Below are 18,963 nucleotides of genomic sequence, written 5' to 3'. Positions count from 1 at the left end.
AACCGCACCGTGGCCCTGCGCGTGCCCACCGGCAGCCCGGACGCGGTACGCCTGGAACATCGCGTCGCCGGCGCCGACGCCAACCCCTACCTGCTGCTGGCCTCGGTGCTTGCCGGGGTGCACCACGGGCTGACCAACAAGGTCGAGCCGGGTGCCCCGATCGAAGGCAACTCCTACGAGCAGTTGGAGCCGAGCCTGCCGAACAACCTGCGCGACGCCCTGCGCGAACTGGACGACAGCGAGATCCTGGCGAAGTACATCGATCCGAAGTACATCGACATCTTCGTCGCCTGCAAGGAAAGCGAGCTGGAGGAGTTCGAGTACTCGATCTCCGACCTCGAGTACAACTGGTACCTGCACACCGTGTGAGCATGGGCGGGCGGCTCCGGTCCGGCGCCGCCCGCCCGTTCTTCCGTCGAGGTTCCCACCCTTGCTGAAGGTAGACGGCGGCAAGCCTGCGGTTTCCGCCCGTCCGCCTTCCTTTGCTGTGCATTAGAAAAAGAAGAAATCGAGGCAAGCATACCCATGTCGAATCCTCCCCCCACCGCAGAACGAACCCAGCTTCGCAAGTCCCTCAAGCTGTGGCAGATCGTCATGATCGGGTTGGCCTACCTGACCCCGATGACCGTCTTCGACACCTTCGGCATCGTATCCGGGATTTCCCAGGGACACGTGCCCACCGCCTACCTGCTGGCCCTCGCCGGCGTGCTGTTCACCGCGATCAGCTACGGCAAGCTGGTCCGCCAGTTCCCCACCGCAGGCTCGGCCTATACCTACGCGCAACGAGCGATCAATCCCCATGTCGGCTTCATGGTCGGCTGGTCGTCGCTGCTGGACTACCTGTTCCTGCCGATGATCAACGCACTGCTGGCGAAGATCTACCTGACCGCATTGTTCCCCGAGGTCGCCCCGTGGATCTGGGTGGTGATGTTCGTGCTGATCATGACCCTCATCAACATCAAGAGCGTGAACCTGGTCGCCAATTTCAACACCGTCTTCGTGCTGGTCCAGCTGGCGATCATCGTGGTCTTCATCGGCCTGGTGATTCACGGCCTGAACAACGGGGAGGGGACCGCCACGGTGCTCAGTACCCAGCCGTTCTTCTCCGAGCACGCGCATCTCTCGGCGATGGTGGCGGGGGCGACGATCCTCTGCTTTTCCTTCCTCGGTTTCGACGCGGTGACTACGCTGTCCGAGGAAACCCGCGACGCCGGCAGGGTGATCCCGCGGGCGATCTTCCTCACCGCGCTGTACGGCGGGGTGATCTTCATCACCGTGTCGTATTTCCTGCAGTCCTATTTCCCGACCAACGTACGCTTCAAGGAACCCGACGCGGCGCTGCCGGAAATCGCCCTGTACGTCGGCGGCAAGCTGTTCCAGTCGATCTTCCTCTGCGCCACCTTCATCAATACCCTGGCGTCGGGCCTGGCCTCCCAGGCCAGCGTGTCGCGCCTGCTGTACGTGATGGGGCGGGACAACGTGCTGCCGGAGCGGATCTTCGGCTTCGTCCATCCGAAATGGCGTACGCCGTCGATCAACGTGCTCATCGTGGGCATGGTGGCGCTCTCGGCGATCTCCTTCGACCTGGTGACGGCGACCGCGCTGATCAATTTCGGCGCCCTGGTGGCCTTCACCTTCGTCAATCTCTCGGTGATCGTGCATTTCTATGTGCGCGGCGGGCGCAACCGCAGCCTCAAGGAGCATTTCCACTACCTGGTCCTGCCATTGCTCGGCGCGGCCATCGTCGCGGTGCTCTGGCTCAACCTGGAAAGCACCTCGCTGGTGATGGGGCTGATCTGGGCCGGACTGGGCTTCGGCTACCTGTTCTACCTGACTCGCAGCTTCAGCCGTCCGCCGCCGCGCTTCCAGGAGAGCGAGCTGAGCCCGACCCAGTGAGGCGAGCGGTGAATGGATTCAGCGGAAATGTGAAGGAAAAAGATTGGTAATCTTCACGAAATTTTCACGGTGACGGGTCAATCATGGACCCATGGCTAACGGACTAGCCCCCCATCTGAAGCCCGCCTCATGGCGGGCTTTGGCTATCTGCAGACAGCGAATTTCGCGTTTTCCCTCCTTTTCACAGGGGTTTCCGGCCTCCCGGCTGGCAATGCGCCTGCGACGACATGTCCGAATCCAGACAGAATTGGACGCCCCCAAAAAGCGCAGACACGGCTAGAATCCACGCCGTCCCGATCCGGTTCGATGGCCGTGGCGGGGGAGCCCGGTATCCGCTGGTCGGTGTTTCCTGTGGTGCTGCGCGTCCTTCCCTAGACTACCCGGCTCGCTCGAACCATCCCTTCGCGGGGGCGGAACGGCACAGGGTCGTTCGGCATGGAAGCTGCCTGGGCCGGCCTTCGACACACCTATAAGAGTAGAAATCTGCATGACATACCCTGAACGTCCCCTGCTTCATCTGCTGACGCGTACCAGCCTGGTGGGCCAGATCATCGTCGGCCTGATCGCCGGCCTGCTGCTCGCCAGCTTCTTCCCGGCCGCCGCGCTCAAGGTCGGCTTCATCGGCAAGGTCTTCGTTTCCGCGCTGAAGGCCGTCGCGCCGGTACTGGTGTTCGTCCTGGTGATGGCATCCATCGCCAACCACAAGCAAGGCCAGCAGACCCATATCCGGCCGATCCTGCTGCTGTACCTGGTCGGCACCTTCAGCGCCGCGGTGGTGGCGGTGATCGCCAGCTTCGCCTTCCCCTCGAGCCTGGTGCTGGCCAGCCATCCGGGCGAGATGTCGCCTCCGGGCGGCATCGCCGAGGTGCTCCAGTCCCTGCTGCTGAGCGTGGTGGACAACCCGGTCAACGCCCTGATCTCGGCCAACTTCATCGGCATCCTGGCCTGGGCCATCGGCCTCGGCATCGCTTTCCGCCACGCCAGCGATACCACCCGCAACCTGCTCTCCGAGCTGTCCAACGGCGTCTCGCTGATCGTCAAGGTGGTGATTCGCTTCGCCCCGCTGGGCATCTTCGGCCTGGTCGCCTCGACCTTCGCCGAGTCCGGCGTCGAGGCCCTGAAAGGCTATGCCCACCTGCTGGTGGTGTTGCTCGGCTGCATGCTGTTCGTGGCCTTCGTGGTCAACCCGCTGATCGTGTTCCTGAAGATCCGCCGCAATCCCTATCCGCTGGTGCTGACCTGCCTGCGCGAAAGCGGCATGACCGCGTTCTTCACCCGCAGCTCGGCAGCCAATATCCCGGTCAACCTGCAGCTCTGCGAGCGCCTGGGCCTGCACGAAGACACCTATTCGGTATCGATCCCGCTGGGCGCGACCATCAACATGGCTGGCGCGGCGATCACCATCACCGTGCTGACCCTGGCAGCGGTGCATACCCTGGGCATCGCCGTGGACGTACCGACCGCGATCCTGCTCAGCGTGGTGGCGTCGATCTGCGCCTGCGGCGCGTCCGGCGTGGCCGGCGGTTCGCTGCTGCTGATCCCGCTGGCCTGCAGCCTGTTCGGGATTCCCAGCGAGGTGGCGATGCAGGTGGTGGCGGTAGGCTTCATCATCGCGATCCTCCAGGACTCCGCGGAGACCGCGCTGAACTCCTCGACCGACGTGCTGTTCACCGCAGCCGCCTGCGAGGCGGAAGAGCGCAAGGCGAGCGCCGCCTGATTCGATCCCTGGGTCACGGAAGAAACCGCCTTCGGGCGGTTTCTTCGTTTCGCCCCGGCGTGCTTTGACCTGTGCGCCGCGCTGCGGCCTAATGGTCGCCCGTCCTTCCCGAGTTGCCGCATGTCGTCTCCTTCCTTGCCCGATGCCAGTCTCCGCGCCAGCACCCTGCATCTGCCGGCCGGTCCCTGGAGCACCGTGCTCGACTGTCTCTGCGCGCGTTTCCCGGCCATCGACCGCGACACCTGGCTGGCGCGCATGCAGCGGGGCCGGGTGCTGGACGCCGAGGGGCGTGCGCTGGGCCCGCAGGCGGCATATCGCGAAGGCCTGCGTGTGCACTACTTCCGCGAGTTGCCGGTGGAGGCACCGATTCCTTTCGAGGCGCGCATCCTGTACCGCGACGAGCATCTGCTGGTGGCGGACAAGCCGCACTTCCTGCCGGTGATGCCGGCCGGCGGCTACGTCGAGCAGACGCTCCTGGCGCGGCTGGCCCGCAGCACCGGCAATCGCGACCTGGTGCCGCTGCACCGGATCGACCGGCATACCGCCGGGCTGGTGCTGTTCTCGACCAATCCCGGCAGCCGCGGGCGCTACCAGGCGCTGTTCCGCGAGCGGCGCATCGACAAGTGCTACGAAGCGATCGCTCCGGCCTTGCCGCAACTGGACTTCCCGTTGCTGCGCAGGACCCGCCTGGTGCCCGGCGAGCCGTTCTTCCGCATGCGCGAAGGCGAGGGCGAGCCGAACAGCGAGACGCGCATCGAGGTCGCCGAGCGCAACGGCCGCTGGTGGCGCTACCGGCTGTATCCGGTGACCGGCAAGAAGCACCAGCTGCGCGTGCACCTCGCGGCACTCGGCGCGGGTATCCAGAACGATGGGTTCTATCCCGAGCTGCTGGACGCCGAGGACAGCCCCGACGATTACCGGCGGCCGCTCAAGCTGCTGGCCAGGGGGCTGCGCTTCGACGACCCGCTGAGCGGGGAAAGGCGTACGTTCGAATCCGGGCTGCGGCTCGATTGGCAGGTGTAGGCGACAGGCTCGCCAGCGGAATGCTGGCGTACGTCGCCGACCCGGAGCGCATGGCGCGTTTCTATGAGCAGGCGCTCGGCCTGGAGGGCTGCGCGGGCGAGTAGAAGAATCGCCCGCTGTGCGGCTGGACGCGCCCGCCGGAGCGGGCGCGCGTCGCTCAGGGACGCTTGTCCAGCTTGACCACCAGGCGCAGTTGCTCGACGCAACCGCGGCTCTGCTCGATCAGCTTGCCGAACTCGGCGCTGTTGATCTCGTCGTGGTTGAGCCAACTGGTCTTCTGCACTTCCCGGTAGCGATAGTGGTAGCCGCCGTCCTTGGCCGGTTCGGCCTGCAGGTCGATGTCGAACCAGGGGCTGCGGATCTCGCAACTGTGCGCCGGCTCGTCAGTCTTGCCGCCGGACAGGCTGATGTCGTAGGAGGTGATCTGCGGTTCGCCCAGGTACAGCTCGGCCAACTGGCCTTCGCTACGGTACTTGGCGAACGCGTCCCACTGGCTGGCCAGGTCCTGGCGGTTGTAGAAATACTCTCCGCCGAGCCGGTCGAGGGCGCGGCGGTCGGTAAGCCTGGCACTGATCGTATAGCTGGGCGGCAGCACGAACTGGCTGTCGTCGCGCTCCAGCACGCAGTCGCTGCCTTCCTTGGCGAAGTTGCGGCACAGGTCCTGGTCGGTGCTGGTGCGGCCGCGCTGGCGATCGGCGACGCTGAGCTGCATCAGCGGCGCATTGGAAAGCTCCACGCGCGACTCGACCCGGGCTTCGCCGTCATGGGTGTAATGCTCGCTGCGGGTCACGCGCAGGGTGTCGCCGGGCGCTTCCAGCGGAATCTCGTCGCGCCGCACCTTGCCGTCGGCGCCCAGCACCAGCGCCCAGCGCTGCTGGATGTCGGGCATGATGCGGCCGGGAGCGAACACCGGGTTGGTCGGGTCCAGCCACCAGGTCTTGCCGTCCACCTCGGCGCGGACGATGGCATGGTTCGGCGCGTACATGCCGGGCACCAGCAGGTCCCAGACCACGTCGCCGCGGCTGACCAGGGTCGGTTCGGCCTTGATCCCGGAGGCCTTGAGCATGGCGGCGAGGAGGATCGCCAGGTCCTTGCAGTCGCCGTAGCCATTGCGCTCGATCTCCGCCAGGGAGAAGGGCACGTAGCCGCGCTCGCTGGCGCGCCAGTCGCCCAGGTAGCGGTAGGTGTCGTTGATGTACTGCATCAGGCCGGCGACCTGCTCGCGGGCCGGCTTGCCCTTCACCGCGGCGACGGCCGCCGCGGCGCCCTTGGGCAGCTCCGCGGCGAGGATCTCGTTGTAGCGCGCGGCGAACGGGCCGAAGTTGTCCTGCAGGTCCAGCGAACTGCCCAGCTCCAGGCGCGGGGTATGGCGCAGGTAGGCGTTGCCGGCTTCGTTGATGTAGTTGGTGTATTGCGGCTTTTTCAGGCTGACCTTGAGGGTCTTCTTGTCGGCGCTCTGTTCGATGCGATAGGCGTCCATCAGCTCGCTGCGCACGAAGATCGGCCGCTCGGCCTTGAACTCGGCGACGAAGCGGTCGTCGCGCACCGGCATCGGCGGGCGGCTGAGAATGTAGTGGAACTGGGTGCTCAGCGGCTTGGCGGTGAAGTGCTCGCGCAGGGTGTAGCTGATGCGGGTGCCGACGCGCAGGTTGGGGAACGCCAGGGAGGTCTGGCGTTCGCGCAGGAAGCCCTGGTCCGGGTTCGGCGCGGTGCGCGTATCGATCTGCGACTGGTCCAGCGGCACCGGCTTGCCGCCGGGCTGGGTCAGCTCGGCCTTCTCCACGATCAGGCTGTCGGTCTCCGCGTAGCTGCGATCGATGCGCGAGAGCATCTCGCGGCCGCTCGGCTTGAGGATGGTGAAGCTGTAGGTGCTCACGCAATCGGTGCTGTTGTCGGCGTTGAACTGGCAGCGGAACTCGGTTTCGCCGGCCAGCGGCGCCTCGGCGATCGGTTGCAGCGCGGCGAGGGCCGGGGTGGCGGCGCAGAAGACGCTGGCGGCGAGGAAGGAAGGGGAGAAGGGATGACGGGGCATCGGTGCCTCAGGATGAAACGTTTGAGCGGAGCTCCCAGGCGTCGCCTGGCGCATGGGGGCGCCGGGCGATAGCCGGGGAGATGAACCCTGAATGATAGGTTTTATCAATTCCGCATGTCGACCGGCGGGTCCGGTTATGTGCGGGATGTCGCCGTTGCGATCTTTTCGCCGGCTTCATTTGCCGGGCTTTGCCGTTCTGTGGCAGGCGCACGCCTGTTCCTGGCGCTCCGGAACCGGGTCGTAGCCGCCCGGGTGCCAGGGGTGGCAGCGCAGCAGCCGGCGCGCGCCGAGGTAGCCGCCTCGCAGCGCGCCATGCACGCGGATGGCTTCCAGGGTGTAGTGCGAGCAACTGGGGTAGAAGCGGCAGCGGGGACCGATCAGCGGGCTGATTGCGTACTGGTAGAAGCGGATCAGCCCGATCAGCAGGAACTTCATGGCGAGCCCTCGGCGGGGTTGCGGCGGCGAGCGGGCATTGTAGCGCCGTTGTCGGTCCTCAAGGAGCATTCTCCGCCGCGCAATAAAGGGTCCGCCCGTCGACGAGGCTGCGAGCAGTCGCCAGGCGGCCGCGCAGGCCGGGTTCTTCCGGCGCCAGCGTGCCTTCGCGCCAATCGCCTCCGCGCAACGGAATCAGCGCCGAACGGCCGTAGCCCGGGCAGTACGCCTCGGCGTCGCCCTCCAGGTAGTCGACGCCGTCCAGGGTCAGCTCGCCGACATTCCAGCGCGCGCCGAGGTAGGCCTGGCGGAACGGCCCGTCGGCAAGGACGTAGAAGCCCCCGCGCACCTCGCTGGCCGCCGTGGCGAAGCCGATGGTGCGTCGCGGTTGCGGGATCACCAGCAGCGGTCGCCGTGGGTCGGCGAAGGCCTCCTGCAACTCGACCAGGCGCTGGCGGGTGGCGCCCATCTCGCGCCGGTAGCGCTCGCCGCGCGCCCGCGCGTCGTCGGGGAGTTCGCTCCAGGCCGGAGGCTGGTCGCGCAGCAGGTAGTCCAGCGGCCAGGTGCCGGCCATCGCGGCTTCCTTCCAGTCCCCATCGTCGCGCAGGTCCAGCAGCACTCCGGCCAGCGCGCCGATCTCGTAGGCTTCGCTGTCGACGCCGACGCCGATCTCGTTGGCATCGTAGAAGGCCAGGGCGTACTCCCGCAGCGCCTGCCGATAGCGTTGCGGATCCTCGGCGAAATCGGTGCGGTAGCGCGCGGCGGCGGCCATCTCGATGTAGCGCGCGGTGCCTTCGCTGAGATCGACCTGCGCCGCCAGCCGGCTTTCCTCGGGAGCCGCTTCGCGCCAGCGGCGCAGCCAGCCCTGGGCGTCGCTCAGGTAGCTGTCGCGCTGCCCGGGCGTGCGCAGGGCCTGGAGCAGCGACTGGAACAGGGCATAGCGGTATTCCCGCGGGCGCGGGTCGAGCGTGGCCAGGTCGCCGCGATAGCCACCGGGCTTGCGCAGGCCCGGCCAGTCTTCCTGGGCGTAGCGATGGAAGGCTTCGTGCGGGCCGATGGCGGCCAGCGTCTCGCTATTGCCGGTATTGCTCCGCAGGTGCGCGGCGCTGATCTGCAGCAGCACCGCCGGACGGCCCCGGTAACGCGGAAAGGCATAGCTCAGGTCGAGATCCGGGTCGCTGTCGCCCGCCGCCGTGGTGCGCTGCGCGCGGCCTTCGGCATCGGCGACCCAGGTACTGCGGCCATCGCTGTAGAGGAAGGCCTTGTCGGCCATCCGCCAGCCGGGCCAGAGTCGTTCGCTGTGCTGGCCGACGGCATGGACATAGGCCAGGTAGCGGCGGGCGAACGACTCGCTGTCCGTCGCCGCGGCGGGAAGGGACAGGGCAAGCAGGAGCAGGGGCAGGGCTCGGGTCATGGCGGATACGGTTGCGCAAGGTCGGTCGGGGCGACGAAGGTATGCCGCCGCTTCCCGATTGACCGTCGCGGCCGCTGCCGCGTTCCCCTAGGCGGTGTTGCGCGCCCGCGCCAGGTCGCGCAGCGGCGGGGCGCCGAACAGCCGGCTGTACTCGCGGCTGAACTGCGACGGGCTTTCGTAGCCGACCCGGTAGCCGGCGGCGGCCACTTCCAGGCCCTCGCTGAAGATCAGCCGGCGCGCTTCCTGCAAGCGCAGCTGCTTCTGGTACTGCAACGGGCTCATCGCGGTCACGGCCTTGAAGCGGTGGTGCAGGGTCGAGGGGCTGAGGTTGACCACCTGGGCCAGTTGCTCGATGCGCAGCGGCTTGCCGTAGTTCTGGTTGATCCAGTCGATGGCGCGGGTGATGCGGTGGGCCTGGCTGTCGGCGATGGCGATCTCGTGCAGGCGCTGGCCCTGGCCGCTGCGCAGCAGCCGGTAGAAAATCTCGCGGAGGATCAGCGGCGCCAGCATCGGGATGTCGCGCGGGCTGTCCAGCAGATGGATCAGGCGCAGCACCGCATCCAGCAGGCTGGCGTCGATACGGTCGACGTAGAGGCCACGGTCGCCGCGCCGGCTGGCCACTTCCATGGGCCCGGCGTCGGAGATCAGCTGGGTGATTTCCGCAGGGTCGATATCCAGCCGGACGCAGAGGTAGGGCGCGTCCGGCGAGGCGTCGATCACCTGGCCGGCCAGCGGCAGGGTGACCGAGACCACCAGGTAGTGCAGCGGATCGTAGATATAGCGTTCCTCGGCCAACTGCACCTCCTTGCGGCCCTGGGCGATGATGCACAGGGCAGGTTTGTGCATGCCGCGCGCCGGCAGGGTGGGGCCGTCGGCGCGAATCAGGGCGAGGGGGTCGACGGCGGTGCCGTAGACACCGTCGCTGGGACAGTGCTCGAGCAGCAACTGCGCCAGTTCGCTCTGGCGCTGGCGCAGTTCGGCGGGGAGATCGACGGAAAGAAGCGGGGTGTTTTCGCTCATGCGGGGACTCGCGGGGGAAACCTTCCCAAGACTAGCGCGCGCCGCGGCGGCAGGCACTCATCGCGATGCGCGTTGGCAGGATCAGGCAAGCATTCGCCAGGAACAGGCAAGCCAGCTCGTCGCACGGGGCGCAAGCGGATGAGAAAAAACCGGAACGCGGCAGTTTCAGGCAAGAACCCGACAGTATCCGTCTACCGATTCCCCGCGCCATCCCCCTAATCTGGCTGGCATGGCGGAATCTCCGTCATGCCGATGGGAAACACATGCAGGGGGACACACCTATGTCAAATCAACAGGCCAGACTGTCATCGGGCGGCATGTCGCCGGAGCGCGCGCCGGGTGCCTTCCGTTCGCGGCCGGTGCGCGACGGCGCGCTGGTCCCCGAGGCGCCTTCCCGTTCGCCTTCCGGCCCCGCCGCGGGCGGCACGCTGGCGCGGCGGACCCATCCCGGCAACTGGTAATCGGAGGCAGGGCACATGCGTCACCCTTACACCCCACAGCGGCCGGCCGGCGTCTTGGCGCCGCCGGCCCTTCCACTCCTGGTGCCGCTTGCGCAGCGGCGAATCCATGTCGAGGAGGCAGAGAGCATGCCAGCGTTCAATCGGGCCAGTCACCTGGTCAGCATTCGCGCCCGCAGCGGCCAGTCGCACCGCCTCGGCCTGCGCCTGCAAGAGCTGGCGCAGGCGGGCCAGGCCGCGCCCGGTTGCCTGCGCTACGAACTCGACCTGTGGTTGTTGCACAGCGAGTGGAGCGATGACGCGGCCATGCAGGCGTACCTGGCCGGCGACGCCCAGCGGGTCTTCGCCGAGGTGCTCTGGCAAGCGCTGGCGGCGACCCTGGACGTGCAGGAGCGGCCGTTCTGAAACCGGGCGGGCGGATGACTCGGCGCGGCGTCCGCCCGTCCCCCTTGTTCTGGCCTCTCAGCGACCCGGCGTGACCGGCGACTGGTCCGCTCGTTCGTCTTCGACGTCGCGATGTCGCTCGAAGGCGGTCGCCGGCGAGCCATCGGCATTGACCTGCAACACCGCGCGCGGACGGCCGTCCTCGCCAATGAATACCTGGCCGATCCCGGCGCTGTTCCACAGGCGCTCGCCGGCCTGGCTGTGCTGCGGAACGCGCGGGCGGATTTCCAGACTGCGCCGTTGGGTCAGCCAGTTCAGCGGCGACCAGGGCGCATAGAGCCAGCGATTGAGGCGGTCGAACCAGTCCAGCAGGCGTCGCGGGAATTCGTTCTTGATCCCGCTGCTGGTGATCTGCCAGAGCCGTGGCCCGCGCTCGCGATGGCGAATCCGGATGTCGTAGACGAAGGAGTAATGCACGTCGCCGGAAAGGATCAGGTAGTTACCCGGCGTACGCGAGTGGCGGAAGATGTTCATCATCACCGAGGCCGCGCCGCGATGGGCCATCCAGTTTTCCGCATCGACCAGCAGCGGCTGGCCGATCCAACTGAAAAGCTTCTGTACGCCCTCGATCAGCTTGACCCCGAACATCGGCGCCGGCGACACGATGATCGCCGCCTTTTCGCCGAGCAGGTCCTGCTGGAATTCACTCAGTGCCTCCCAGTCCATCAGCCCGGAGGGCCGGCCCAGGTTGCGCTCGCTACGCCAGCGGCGGGTGCGCGTGTCGAGGACGATCAGGGTCGGGCTGCCAGGCAACCGGTAGTGCCAGTGCTGGAAGTCGAGCAGGGCATCGAGCAGGCGGTCCTGCTCGGCGCAGGGCAGCCGGCCGTCTGCCGCGGCACCCTCCATCAGGGCCGCGACCGGCGCCAGCCATTCGCCGCAATGCTGCGGGTCGTTGCCCCAGCCCTGGCAGAGCAGGTAGGCGAGCAGGGCGTTGCCGATGATCCGCCGGGAGAACGGATGGCCGTAGGCGGTCAGCTCCCAGCGTGCTGAAAGGTTCCAGTCGTCGGTGATGTCGTGGTCGTCGAAGATCATCAGCGACGAGATATGCGCCAGCGCCCGCGCCACGCGGGGCAGGCCATCGCGGAAGGCTTCGATGTGCCGGCGCTCGCCGGCGAAGCGCTGCGCGTGCCGCGCATCCAGCCCCGGCGGCGGTTCCAGCCTGACCAGGCGCCAGGGCGCCGGCGACCAGACCAGCAGGTACATCGCCAGCACCTCGGCCAGGCCGACCAGATGGTTGTGGGCGTTGGCCGAGGTGAAGATCGGCTTCTTCACCCCGCCAAAGAAGCGCTCGCGCAGGGCTTCGTTGGACTCGAAGGCGGGCAGCAGGTCCTCGCGCCGGTAGTAGGTGGCCGGGTGCGCGTAGAGTGCCTCGCTGTCGTTCACCAGTGCGCCTTCCAGGTGTTCGCCGTACAGGCCGAGGCGGTGGATCAACCCATGGATGGCCACCAGCATCGGCCCGGCGACGTCGTCGGCGTAGACCTGGTCGCCGCTCATCATCAGCAACGCCGGGCGGCTTTCGGCCTGCAGCAGGTTTTCCTCCAGCAGCCGGTCGACCTGCCGCAGGCCATCGGCCGCTGGGTGATGCGGCTTGCGGCAGGAGCCGTGGAGCAACTGGTCGAGACGTGGCTTGAGCACCAGGCTGGCGCGCTGTCGACCGGGGTAGAGCAGATGCGGCGCCCATTCGGCGATTCCCGCAGGCTCCCGGCCGTCGGCGGCGAGGCGCAGGTCGTAGTCGACCAGGCGGGCGCAGGGCAACGGCGGGTCGAGCGCGACATCCAGCAGGTGCAGCCAGGCATGGGTGCCGATGCGGATGGCCGAGTGGGTTCCTTCCGCGAGGCGGACCCGACGCTCCGCCTCGCCTTCGCTGGCGAGGATCAGTTCGATGGTCGTCGGGCATGACGTGGCCAGCCAGAACACCAGGCGTCCGGGCTCTGCGCGGCGCAGCAGGGGACCGGCCAGGACCAGGGGCAGGGCTTCGTCAGGCGGGGTGTCGTTGGGGAGCGAGGCGGACATTGGTACGGGCGTTGTCGACGCGGCGAAACAAGCTGACGAGTATGCCGCTTTCGGCGGATCGCGGCGTTGCCATTTCGTAAGGAATGACGACAGTCGTCGCGGGATGGCGATCTTCTAATGCCAAAAAGTTAAGTACACCTTAATTAATATTCTTTTTTGCGTTCGAGCTTCTGCGGCATATTGCCTTCCGCGCGGGCCCGGCGGCCTGCCATCGCTGTTTGCGGGAGGGACACGTGCAATCCGACGTCGGCGCCGCCTCCCGCCGATCAAGGTTTCGCCTGCCACCCCGACGCCCGGTGGCGCAGGCTCGTAGCACGAGAGTGCGGAATGGGCATGGATCAGACACGCAATCGCCTCGTCGGCCTGATGTTCCAGAACGACTATTCCTGGCTGAGCGGGCGCCTGCGGCGCTACCTCGGCTGCCCCCACAGCGCCGAGGACATCGCCTCGGAAACCTTCCTCAAGGTCCTTGCCCTGCCGGACCCGGCAAGCATCCGCGAGCCGCGCGCGCTGCTCACCACCATCGCCCGCCGGCTGATGTACGACGGCTGGCGGCGCCAGGACCTGGAACGCGCCTACCTGGAAAGCCTGGCCGGGCTTCCGGAGGCCCTCGCGCCGTCCGCCGAGGAGCAGGCCCAGGTGGTGGAAACCCTGCTGCGCCTGGAGCGCATGCTCGCCGGGCTCTCGCCGAAGGCCCGCGCCGCCTTCATCCATAGCCAGATCGGCGGACTGACCTACGTGGAGATCGCCGGCTTGCTGGAGGTTTCCGTCAGCCGCATCCACCAGTACATGGTCGAGGGCTTCAAGCAGTGCTACCAGGTGCTTGCCGAATGAACCAGGGAAGGCGAGAACGCATCCTCGACGAAGCGGCGCAGTGGATGGCGCTGCTGCAATCCGGCCATGCCGGCGCCGAGGAGCGCCTGGCGTTCCAGCAGTGGCGCCAGGCCGATGCCGAGCACGGTGCGGTGTTCGACCGGCTCAGCCTGGGCTTGCAGTCGTTTCGCGACGAGCCCCTGCACGGCTTGCGCGCCGAGCAATTGATCGGAGCCCTCGAGGCGCCGTCCGCCCGTCGCCGGTTTCTCCAGCGCAGCCTCGCCCTGGCGGCGTTCGGCGTGGCGACGCTGGCGCTGGGGCGGATCGGCATCGTCGGCTTCCCCTGGCCCGGCGACCTGTATACCGGCACCGGACAACGCCAGAGCTTCCGCCTGGAGGATGGCAGCCAACTGGTGCTGGACGCGCGCAGCCGGGTACGCCCCGAATTCGATGGCTACCGGCGTCGCCTGCGCTTACGCGAGGGCCGCCTGCTGGTTGACGTGGCACGGGATCCGGCGCGGCCGTTCGTCGTCGACACCGGGCGTGGCCAGGTCGAGGCGCAGGGAACCCGCTTCCAGGTCAGCGATGACGGCGCCAGCTCGCGAGTGGTGGTGCTCGAGTCGCGGGTGCGGATCACCACTGCCGACGGACGGCAATGCCTGTTGGAGCGCGGCCAGAGCGCCCGTTTCGACGCCTCGGCGATTCTCGCCCGAGGTCCTGCCGAAGGCGGCGAGAGCGCCTGGCTGGATGGCCGGCTGGAGGTCCGCGACCGCCCGCTGGGGGAGGTGCTGGAAGCGTTGCGCGCCTATCGCCGCGGCATCATCAGCGTCGCCGACGACGCGGCGGCGCTGCGCGTCAGTGGCATCTACCCGCTGGACGACAGCGGCGTGGCGCTGGCATTGCTGGAGCAGAGCCTACCGATCCGGCTCGACTACCACGGGCCCTACTGGGTCAGCATCGCCAGCCGCTGAGGCGCGCGCCCGGCGGCGAGCCGGGCGGCGCGACGCTTCAGAACGGCTTGGTCGGCAGGTACTTGCCGTCGAGGGTGATCACCGCCCGCGAGCCGCCTTCCGGGTCCTCGACCTTCTTGATGTCCAGCTTGAAGTTGATCGCGCTGATGATGCCGTCGCCGAACTGTTCGTGGACCAGCGCCTTCAGGGTGCTGCCGTAGACTTGCAGCATCTCGTAGAAGCGATAGATGGTCGGGTCGCTGGGAATGCCGCCGGGAATGCTGCCGCGCAGCGGGATGCTTTGCAGCAGGAGCACCGCGTCGTCGTCCAGGCCGAGTTGGGCGGCGACCTTGCGCGCCGCCGCCTCTGGCAGGGCATGCTGGCCGAGCAGGGCGGCGGTGACGAAGGTCAGGGCGAGACCGGTGCCGTCGGCCAGGTCCTGCCAGGACAGGCCCAGGCGGGCCTTGTTCAGGACCACGGTCTCGGCCAGTTGCTGGCGCGCGTTGGGGGACACTTGGCTGTGTTGCATGAGATGACTCTCCTTGCGGGTGGTTGTGAGGGAAGGGATTCAGGCGACCGCCTGCCCGGGTTCGCCGCCTACCGCGCGCACTTCGGGATGCTCGGCGAGGGAGACGAAGCGCCGGCTAGCGCCGTCGAGGGCGTCGATGCGGCCGCTTTCGATGTCGTAGACCCAGCCGTGCAGGTTCAGCCGACCCTGCTCCAGGGCGCGGGCGACGCAGGGGTGGGTGCGCAGGTTGGCCAGTTGGGCGATCACGTTGTGCCGCACCAGGGCGTCCAGCCGCGCCGCCTCGGAGGCGTGTTCGTGGGCGCTGTTCATCGCCCGTGCGGCCTCGGCGTGGTGCAACCAGCCGGCCACCGCCGGCAGCTGGTCGAGACAGGCGCAGGAAGCGATGGCGCCCATCGCGCCGCAGTCCGAGTGGCCGCAGACCACGATGTCGCCGACCCCGAGCACCGCCACCGCGTATTCCACCGAGGCGCTGACCCCGCCGGGCTGCGGCCCGTAGCCGGGGACGATGTTGCCGGCATTACGGATCACGAAGAGTTCGCCGGGCTCGCGCTGGGTCAGCAGTTCGGGGACCACCCGGCTGTCCGAGCAGGCGATGAACAGTGCCTTGGGGGCTTGCCGGGTGGCCAGGGACTTGAACAGTTGCGAGCGCGCCGGGTAGGCGTCGCGCTGGAAGCGGAGAAAGCCGTCGATGATGTCACGCATGGCGCTGGGCTCCTGGCCGTCGAATGGTGGGGCCAGGATGCGCGGATTGAGCCATAGGGTCCAAGACCGGTTTATTATTCCAGTCATTGGTCTGGTCTATAGTTGGATGTTTCCATGCTGCTTCGCCACCTGCGCTACCTGCTCGCTGTTGCCGAGCATCGCAACTTCACCCGCGCCGCCGAGGCGCTGCACGTTTCGCAGCCGACCCTGTCGCAGCAGGTGCGGCAACTGGAAGAGCAACTGCGCGTGCAATTGCTCGACCGCTCCGGCAGGAGCGTGCGTCCCACCGATGCCGGCGAGCTGTACCTGCTTCATGCGCGGCGTGCCTTGCGCGAGCTGGAAGCGGCGCAACGGGCGATCCACGAGGTGCGCGACCTCAGTCGCGGCCGCCTGCGCCTGGGCATGACGCCGACCTTCACCTGCTATCTGGTGGGCGCCCTGGTGGATCCGTTCAATCAGCGCTATCCGGGCATCGAGTTGAGCCTCGAGGAGTTGCCCCAGGACGCCCTGGAGGCGGCGCTGATCGACGATCGCCTGGACCTTGGCGTGGCCTTCAGCGAGCCGGGTTCGGTGGAGATCGACAGCCAGCCGCTCTACCTGGAGCGTCTGGGCCTGGTGCTGGGGGCGGAACACCCGGCGGCGGACGCGCCGCTGGCCGCCGCAGCGCTGGCGGAGTTGCCGTTGGCGTTGTTGCGCGACGACTTCGCCACGCGTCGGCATATCGACGCTTACCTGCGCCAGCAAGGGGTGACGGCGCGGGTTGCGCTGGAGGCGAACTCGATCAGCGCCATCGTCGACGTGGTTCGCCGCGGAAGACTGGCCAGCATCCTGCCGGAGGCGGTGGCGCGCCAGCAGGCCGGGTTGCGCTGTGTGGCGCTGCGGCCGGCGCTGCCGACCCGTCAGGTGGCGCTGTTCTGGCGCCAGGGCAGCCACCCCGGTGCCGCGCGCCTGGCCTTCCAGGCCCTGGCGCTGGAGCTCGGCGCCGAGCTGGGCGACGCCTGAGCGGGATCAGCCGCGACTCGGCTGCAACGCCGCGGGCTCCTCGCGGCGCAGGCGCAGGGCCAGGGCGGCGCCGAACAGGGCGAGCAGGGCGCTGAGCGCGGTCACCCATTCGATGCCGCGCGCCTGGCTGGCCAGCAGGCTGGCGGCATCGGCGCCGCGCACCTGGGCGTTGGCCAGCGCCACCAGCAGGGCCAGGCCGAGCGCGCCGCCGATCTGCTGGGTCATCGAGGCCATCCCCGAGGCGACGCCCTGTTCGGCGGGATCGACGCCGCTGGCGGCGCTCACCCACATGGCGGTCCAGGTCATGCCCTGGCCGATGCTGAGGATCACGATGGCCGGCAGCAGCGCCAGGAAGCCGCGCCCCAGCGGCAGGCACGCTGCCAGCAGGCCGAGCCCGAGTGCGCCCAGCAGCAGGCCGGCGACCAGCGTCGCGCGTGCCCCGTGGCGGGCCAGCAGGCGCTCGGCGACGCGGATACCGAGGGTGCAGAGCAGAGTCGCCGGGAGGAACGCCAGGCCGGTCTGCAACACGCTGTAGCCGTACACCGACTGGAAGTAGATGGCCAGGAAGTAGTACTGCACGCCGTAGCTGCTCATGAAGATCGCGGTCAGCAGCATCGCCACCTGCAGGTTGCGGTTGCCCAGCAGGCGCAGCGGCATCAGCGGGTCGCGGCTGTAGTGTTCGATGGCGAGGAACGCCAGTAGCAGCGGGACGGAAAGGTAAAGTCCGAAACGTACCGAGGGCGCATCCCAGCCCGACTCGGGGCCCTGGACCAGGGCGAAGACCAGCAGGGTGGCGCCGGCGGTGACCGTCAGCGCGCCGGCCAGGTCGAAGCGCCGACCGCGCTGGCGCCGGGCGTCGGCCGGGATCAGGCGCAGGGCGAGCAGCGCCGCGGCGCCGGCCAGCGGCACGTTGACCAGGAAGATCGAGGCCCAGCCGAACAGCTCGGTGAGCGCGCCGCCGAGCGCCGAGCCGAGGGCCAGGCCGAACGCCGAGGCGATGCTCCAGATCGCCAGGGCACGATTGCGCGCCGGGCCCTCGGCGAAGTGATTGCCGATCAGCGCCAGGGTCGCCGGGAACAGCAGCGCGCCACCCAGGCCCTGCACGGCGCGGGCGAGGATCAACGGCAACTCGCTCTGGGCCAGGCCGCCCGCGAGGGAGGCGAGGGCGTACAGGCTTTGCCCGAGGACGTACATGCGGCGCCGGCCGAGCAGGTCGGTGGCGCGCCCGCCGAGCAGGAGGAAGCCGCCGAAGGCCACCGTATAGGCGCTCACCACCCATTGCAGGCGTTGCGCCGAAAAATCCAGCGCCCGGCTGATTTCCGGCAGGGCGACGAACACGATGGTGGCGTCGAGGGCGATGATCAGTTGCGCGCAGGCGAGCAGGGCGAGCATCCAGTTGGAAGGGGCGGCACGGTCCGTCACGGCGGGACTCCTGGTCTGGGTTGGGCGCGGCCAGTGTTTCTCATGCTGGAATCGTGATAAATAGCCTCTCCGTCCTTTCACTGATGAAAATAATCATCGATGAGATCGCCATGGACCTGAATGCCGTCAAGTTGCTCGCCCGCGTGGCCGAGACCCGTAGCTTCACCCAGGCCGCCGTTTCTCTCGGTCTGACCCAGTCCGGCCTGTCGCGCGCCATCGGCCGGCTGGAAGCCGAACTCGGCGTGCGTCTGCTGCACCGCACCACCCGCAGCGTCAGCCTGACCCCGGACGGCCAGCTGTTCTACGAGCGCTGCGCACCCTTGCTGGCGGAACTGGAGGAAGTCGAGAAGTTGCTGGTGGACCGCCAGTGCGCGCCGAGCGGTCCGCTGAAGATCACCACCCCGCAGGCGCTCGGGCGGATCGTGATCATGCCGGTGCTGCGCGAACTGACGCGGCGCTACCCGCAATTGCAGATCGAGGCGGCGATGACCGATCGCCTGGTCGACCTCACCGAGGAAGGCTTCGACGCCGCCGTGCGTCTCGGTCGGGTCGGCGACGTGCGCCTGATCGCCCGGCCATTGGCGGCGTTGCGCTGGGTCACGGTGGCGTCGCCGGAATACCTGCGCAGTCACGGCACGCCGGAGCGCCTGGAGCAACTCGCCGGGCACAACTGCCCGACGGTGCGCGACCTGCACACCGGCAAGCTGCTGGAATGGCAGTTCCAGCGCGACGGCCAGCCGCTGAGCCTGGCGGTGCGCGGCGACCTGGTGCTGGACGTGGCCGACGCGCTGGTCGACGCGGCGCTGGTCGGCCAGGGCATCGTCCAGGTGATGGGCTTCATGGCCGAGGAGGCGATCCGCCGGCGTCGACTGGTACGCATCCTCCAGCCGTTCGAACCGCCGCTGTGCCCGGTGTCGCTGATCTACCCGCCGTCGCGGCAGTGCTCGCTGAAGATCGGCGCGCTCTACGAGGAACTGAAGAGCGCGCACTGGTGCGGGGCGCTGACGTACTGACCCGAGGGCGGCAGGGCGGATAACGCCGTGTTCGGACCGGCGGATAGCCGCAAGCGGCTATTCGCCCTACACGGGGCAAGGCC

The 18,963-nt window shown here is 68.2% G+C and carries 17 protein-coding genes and 1 pseudogene; 10 read left to right on the top strand and 8 right to left on the bottom strand.

What is annotated here, in order from left to right; translation table 11 throughout:
• The 4 genes and pseudogenes from ACTJJX_RS12730 to ACTJJX_RS12715 all read left to right on the top strand — a co-directional run.
• Nucleotides 1-369: pseudogene (locus ACTJJX_RS12730) on the top strand (glutamine synthetase); the annotation flags it as partial.
• A gap of 156 nt (nucleotides 370-525) precedes the next feature.
• Nucleotides 526-1,896 (top strand): APC family permease, encoded by a 1,371-nt coding sequence (locus ACTJJX_RS12725; protein ID WP_003106497.1) that lies wholly within the window; start codon nucleotides 526-528, stop codon nucleotides 1,894-1,896.
• 487 nt (nucleotides 1,897-2,383) lie between these two features.
• The gene (gene sstT / locus ACTJJX_RS12720; RefSeq protein WP_003114881.1) at nucleotides 2,384-3,613 is read left to right on the top strand and encodes a serine/threonine transporter SstT; all 1,230 of its coding nucleotides are present in this window, start codon (nucleotides 2,384-2,386) and stop codon (nucleotides 3,611-3,613) included.
• 120 nt (nucleotides 3,614-3,733) lie between these two features.
• Nucleotides 3,734-4,636 carry an RluA family pseudouridine synthase gene (locus ACTJJX_RS12715; RefSeq protein WP_016851696.1) on the top strand — a complete coding sequence of 301 codons (903 nt, stop codon included), beginning with the start codon at nucleotides 3,734-3,736 and terminating at the stop codon, nucleotides 4,634-4,636.
• A 157-nt stretch (nucleotides 4,637-4,793) separates the two neighbouring features.
• On the opposite strand, the gene ACTJJX_RS12710 is transcribed toward ACTJJX_RS12715, so the two are convergent.
• From ACTJJX_RS12710 to cmrA, 4 genes are all read right to left on the bottom strand, one after another.
• Nucleotides 4,794-6,668: a DUF3857 domain-containing transglutaminase family protein gene (locus tag ACTJJX_RS12710; protein WP_016851695.1), complete on the bottom strand. Its 1,875-nt coding sequence runs from the start codon at nucleotides 6,666-6,668 to the stop codon at nucleotides 4,794-4,796.
• 174 nt (nucleotides 6,669-6,842) lie between these two features.
• Nucleotides 6,843-7,103, bottom strand: coding sequence for a membrane protein insertion efficiency factor YidD (yidD, locus tag ACTJJX_RS12705; protein ID WP_003106504.1), 261 nt, complete (start codon nucleotides 7,101-7,103; stop codon nucleotides 6,843-6,845).
• Nucleotides 7,104-7,161: 58 nt separating this feature from the next.
• Nucleotides 7,162-8,514, bottom strand: coding sequence for a hypothetical protein (locus ACTJJX_RS12700; RefSeq protein ID WP_014602991.1), 1,353 nt, complete (start codon nucleotides 8,512-8,514; stop codon nucleotides 7,162-7,164).
• Between the two features lie 87 nt (nucleotides 8,515-8,601).
• Nucleotides 8,602-9,534, bottom strand: coding sequence for an AraC family transcriptional regulator CmrA (gene cmrA, locus ACTJJX_RS12695; protein ID WP_003106506.1), 933 nt, complete (start codon nucleotides 9,532-9,534; stop codon nucleotides 8,602-8,604).
• Nucleotides 9,535-9,815: 281 nt separating this feature from the next.
• On the opposite strand from cmrA, the gene ACTJJX_RS12690 reads away from it, so the two are divergent.
• Complete coding sequence (locus ACTJJX_RS12690) at nucleotides 9,816-9,995, top strand: hypothetical protein (protein WP_010792373.1); 180 nt, start codon at nucleotides 9,816-9,818, stop codon at nucleotides 9,993-9,995.
• Between the two features lie 126 nt (nucleotides 9,996-10,121).
• On the top strand, nucleotides 10,122-10,397 hold the full coding sequence (locus tag ACTJJX_RS12685) for an antibiotic biosynthesis monooxygenase family protein (RefSeq protein WP_320535507.1): 276 nt from the start codon (nucleotides 10,122-10,124) through the stop codon (nucleotides 10,395-10,397).
• 57 nt (nucleotides 10,398-10,454) lie between these two features.
• Here ACTJJX_RS12685 and ACTJJX_RS12680 read toward each other — a convergent pair whose 3' ends face one another.
• Nucleotides 10,455-12,449, bottom strand: coding sequence for an alkaline phosphatase D family protein (locus tag ACTJJX_RS12680; RefSeq protein ID WP_016851693.1), 1,995 nt, complete (start codon nucleotides 12,447-12,449; stop codon nucleotides 10,455-10,457).
• A gap of 327 nt (nucleotides 12,450-12,776) precedes the next feature.
• Between ACTJJX_RS12680 and ACTJJX_RS12675 the strand changes: the two genes are divergently transcribed.
• Together ACTJJX_RS12675 and ACTJJX_RS12670 are read left to right on the top strand one after the other, a co-directional pair.
• Nucleotides 12,777-13,283, top strand: coding sequence for a sigma-70 family RNA polymerase sigma factor (locus tag ACTJJX_RS12675; RefSeq protein WP_003088700.1), 507 nt, complete (start codon nucleotides 12,777-12,779; stop codon nucleotides 13,281-13,283).
• Entirely contained in the window at nucleotides 13,280-14,233 is a 954-nt protein-coding gene (locus ACTJJX_RS12670) for a FecR family protein (RefSeq protein WP_016851692.1), read from the top strand. The genes ACTJJX_RS12675 and ACTJJX_RS12670 overlap by 4 nt, the downstream gene beginning before the upstream one ends.
• A gap of 37 nt (nucleotides 14,234-14,270) precedes the next feature.
• On the opposite strand, the gene cynS is transcribed toward ACTJJX_RS12670, so the two are convergent.
• Together cynS and cynT are read right to left on the bottom strand one after the other, a co-directional pair.
• The gene (cynS, locus tag ACTJJX_RS12665; protein ID WP_003088707.1) at nucleotides 14,271-14,741 is read right to left on the bottom strand and encodes a cyanase; all 471 of its coding nucleotides are present in this window, start codon (nucleotides 14,739-14,741) and stop codon (nucleotides 14,271-14,273) included.
• 39 nt (nucleotides 14,742-14,780) lie between these two features.
• A complete protein-coding gene (gene cynT / locus ACTJJX_RS12660; protein WP_003107081.1) occupies nucleotides 14,781-15,443 on the bottom strand; it encodes a carbonic anhydrase CynT in 663 nt (220 codons plus the stop codon).
• 114 nt (nucleotides 15,444-15,557) lie between these two features.
• Here cynT and cynR point away from each other — a divergent pair, with 114 nt between their 5' ends.
• Nucleotides 15,558-16,445: a transcriptional regulator CynR gene (cynR, locus tag ACTJJX_RS12655; RefSeq protein WP_003114874.1), complete on the top strand. Its 888-nt coding sequence runs from the start codon at nucleotides 15,558-15,560 to the stop codon at nucleotides 16,443-16,445.
• A gap of 6 nt (nucleotides 16,446-16,451) precedes the next feature.
• Here the strand turns inward: cynR and ACTJJX_RS12650 are convergent, their stop codons facing one another.
• The gene (locus tag ACTJJX_RS12650) at nucleotides 16,452-17,837 is read right to left on the bottom strand and encodes an MFS transporter (protein ID WP_043884908.1); all 1,386 of its coding nucleotides are present in this window, start codon (nucleotides 17,835-17,837) and stop codon (nucleotides 16,452-16,454) included.
• A 140-nt stretch (nucleotides 17,838-17,977) separates the two neighbouring features.
• Here ACTJJX_RS12650 and ACTJJX_RS12645 point away from each other — a divergent pair, with 140 nt between their 5' ends.
• Complete coding sequence (locus tag ACTJJX_RS12645; protein WP_003107805.1) at nucleotides 17,978-18,880, top strand: LysR family transcriptional regulator; 903 nt, start codon at nucleotides 17,978-17,980, stop codon at nucleotides 18,878-18,880.
• Nucleotides 18,881-18,963 lie beyond the last annotated feature (83 nt).

It is taken from the genome of Pseudomonas sp. 22490 (assembly GCF_052044465.1).
In the GTDB taxonomy this organism is placed as follows: Bacteria; Pseudomonadota; Gammaproteobacteria; order Pseudomonadales; family Pseudomonadaceae; genus Pseudomonas; species Pseudomonas aeruginosa.
Note: the sequence above shows the minus strand (reverse complement) of the source record. Positions and strands in the feature narration are given on the sequence as shown.

What these genes read in the sequence shown, in the direction of transcription:
- ACTJJX_RS12725 (WP_003106497.1), top strand. Translation starts at nt 526, where the DNA reads ATGTCGAATCCTCCCCCCACCGCAGAACGAACCCAGCTTCGCAAGTCC.
- sstT (WP_003114881.1), top strand. Translation starts at nt 2,384, where the DNA reads ATGACATACCCTGAACGTCCCCTGCTTCATCTGCTGACGCGTACCAGC.
- ACTJJX_RS12715 (WP_016851696.1), top strand. Translation starts at nt 3,734, where the DNA reads ATGTCGTCTCCTTCCTTGCCCGATGCCAGTCTCCGCGCCAGCACCCTG.
- ACTJJX_RS12710 (WP_016851695.1), bottom strand. Translation starts at nt 6,668, where the DNA reads ATGCCCCGTCATCCCTTCTCCCCTTCCTTCCTCGCCGCCAGCGTCTTC.
- yidD (WP_003106504.1), bottom strand. Translation starts at nt 7,103, where the DNA reads ATGAAGTTCCTGCTGATCGGGCTGATCCGCTTCTACCAGTACGCAATC.
- ACTJJX_RS12700 (WP_014602991.1), bottom strand. Translation starts at nt 8,514, where the DNA reads ATGACCCGAGCCCTGCCCCTGCTCCTGCTTGCCCTGTCCCTTCCCGCC.
- cmrA (WP_003106506.1), bottom strand. Translation starts at nt 9,534, where the DNA reads ATGAGCGAAAACACCCCGCTTCTTTCCGTCGATCTCCCCGCCGAACTG.
- ACTJJX_RS12690 (WP_010792373.1), top strand. Translation starts at nt 9,816, where the DNA reads ATGTCAAATCAACAGGCCAGACTGTCATCGGGCGGCATGTCGCCGGAG.
- ACTJJX_RS12685 (WP_320535507.1), top strand. Translation starts at nt 10,122, where the DNA reads ATGCCAGCGTTCAATCGGGCCAGTCACCTGGTCAGCATTCGCGCCCGC.
- ACTJJX_RS12680 (WP_016851693.1), bottom strand. Translation starts at nt 12,449, where the DNA reads ATGTCCGCCTCGCTCCCCAACGACACCCCGCCTGACGAAGCCCTGCCC.
- ACTJJX_RS12675 (WP_003088700.1), top strand. Translation starts at nt 12,777, where the DNA reads ATGGGCATGGATCAGACACGCAATCGCCTCGTCGGCCTGATGTTCCAG.
- ACTJJX_RS12670 (WP_016851692.1), top strand. Translation starts at nt 13,280, where the DNA reads ATGAACCAGGGAAGGCGAGAACGCATCCTCGACGAAGCGGCGCAGTGG.
- cynS (WP_003088707.1), bottom strand. Translation starts at nt 14,741, where the DNA reads ATGCAACACAGCCAAGTGTCCCCCAACGCGCGCCAGCAACTGGCCGAG.
- cynT (WP_003107081.1), bottom strand. Translation starts at nt 15,443, where the DNA reads ATGCGTGACATCATCGACGGCTTTCTCCGCTTCCAGCGCGACGCCTAC.
- cynR (WP_003114874.1), top strand. Translation starts at nt 15,558, where the DNA reads ATGCTGCTTCGCCACCTGCGCTACCTGCTCGCTGTTGCCGAGCATCGC.
- ACTJJX_RS12650 (WP_043884908.1), bottom strand. Translation starts at nt 17,837, where the DNA reads ATGCTCGCCCTGCTCGCCTGCGCGCAACTGATCATCGCCCTCGACGCC.
- ACTJJX_RS12645 (WP_003107805.1), top strand. Translation starts at nt 17,978, where the DNA reads ATGGACCTGAATGCCGTCAAGTTGCTCGCCCGCGTGGCCGAGACCCGT.